The organism is Bacillus sp. EB106-07-01-XG149 (genome assembly GCF_058791555.1).
Map to the genome: position 1 here is coordinate 1 of NZ_JBYTDP010000022.1, position 1,301 is coordinate 1,301.

Annotated in this window: 2 protein-coding genes; both read left to right on the plus strand. The window is 35.2% G+C overall.

The annotated features are described in order from the left end of the window. The first annotated feature begins 72 nt into the window (after window positions 1-72). The gene (locus tag AC3WTA_RS28425) at window positions 73-369 is read left to right on the plus strand and encodes a transposase (protein ID WP_078183867.1); all 297 of its coding nucleotides are present in this window, start codon (window positions 73-75) and stop codon (window positions 367-369) included. 8 nt (window positions 370-377) lie between these two features. Beyond that, window positions 378-1,259, plus strand: a complete 882-nt coding sequence (locus tag AC3WTA_RS28430) for an IS3 family transposase (protein WP_098252031.1) — start codon at window positions 378-380, stop codon at window positions 1,257-1,259. Window positions 1,260-1,301: the final 42 nt, after the last annotated feature.

Here is a 1,301-nt window from a genome sequence, read left to right on the forward strand (position 1 = left end):
TGATATGATCCCCTTATAGTAGACAGGAAAAAGAAAGAACACTAACCTGTTTACTATGGAGGGGATTTTTTTATGGGAAAAATTAGAGTCACTTACGATGTAGAATTTAAGAAAAAAGCTATAGATTTATACTTAAAAGAAGGCATGAGCTATAAAACCATTGCGAAAGAATTAGGTATTCATCACTCGGTTGTAAGTCGTTGGGTGAAATACTTTGAAGCTGAAGGAATCAAAGGACTAGAAGAAAAACGCGGTAAAGCGAAAGGACCAGGTTTAGGTAGACCAAGGCTTAGACCCGAAGATTCTGAAGCTAAGATCCGACGATTAGAAGCGGAAAATGAAATGTTAAAAAAGCTCTTAGGGATGTAAAAGGAGGAATGAAAGTCGTATCCAAAACGAAAAAATTTGAAGTCATCCATGAAATGAAAAAAACAGGTTATACAGTGACCATTCTATGCGATATTGCTGGTGTAACCAGAAGTGGGTACTACAAATGGATAAAACGGCATACGACGCCTTCAATAAAACAATCCGAGGATATCGAAATTAAGAAAAAGATATTGAAGTGTCATAAAAAATTAAGAGGAATTTATGGATATAGAAGAATACAAGTGTGGCTGAAAGCCACATATAACCTTCATTTGAATCATAAGCGCATCCAAAGATTGATGAGTGAACTAGGTATCAAAGCCGTAATTAGGAAAAAACGACCTTATTACGGAAAAAAAGAAGCTTATGTGATTTCAGAGAACCATCTAAATAGGGAGTTTCAAGCTTTAAAACCGAATGAGAAATGGGTAACCGATATTACCTATTTGATTTTCAATGGACAGCGCTTGTACTTATCCGCTATTAAGGATTTATATAATAATGAAATTGTTGCCTATGAAACCAGTCGTAGAAACGACTTAAAACTTGTGTTAGATACACTTAAAAAGGCAAAGAAAAAACGAAATGTGAAGGGAATCCTCTTACATAGTGATCAAGGGTCCCAGTATACATCTCGTCAATATAATCAATTACTTAAAAAATATCAGATGAAGGCAAGTATGTCTCGAAGAGGCAACTGTTGGGATAATGCTTGTATGGAAAACTTCTTCAGTCACTTTAAGGCAGAGTGTTTTCATTTACACTCCTTCCGTAAAGCGAATGAGGTCAAACTTGCCGTGCGTAAATATATGTACTTTTATAATCATCAAAGATTTCAAAAGAAATTAAATAACCTGAGTCCATATAAATATAGAACTCAGGTTGCTTAGTTGCGCTTTTTTAATACTGTCTACTTGACAGGGGTCACTGCA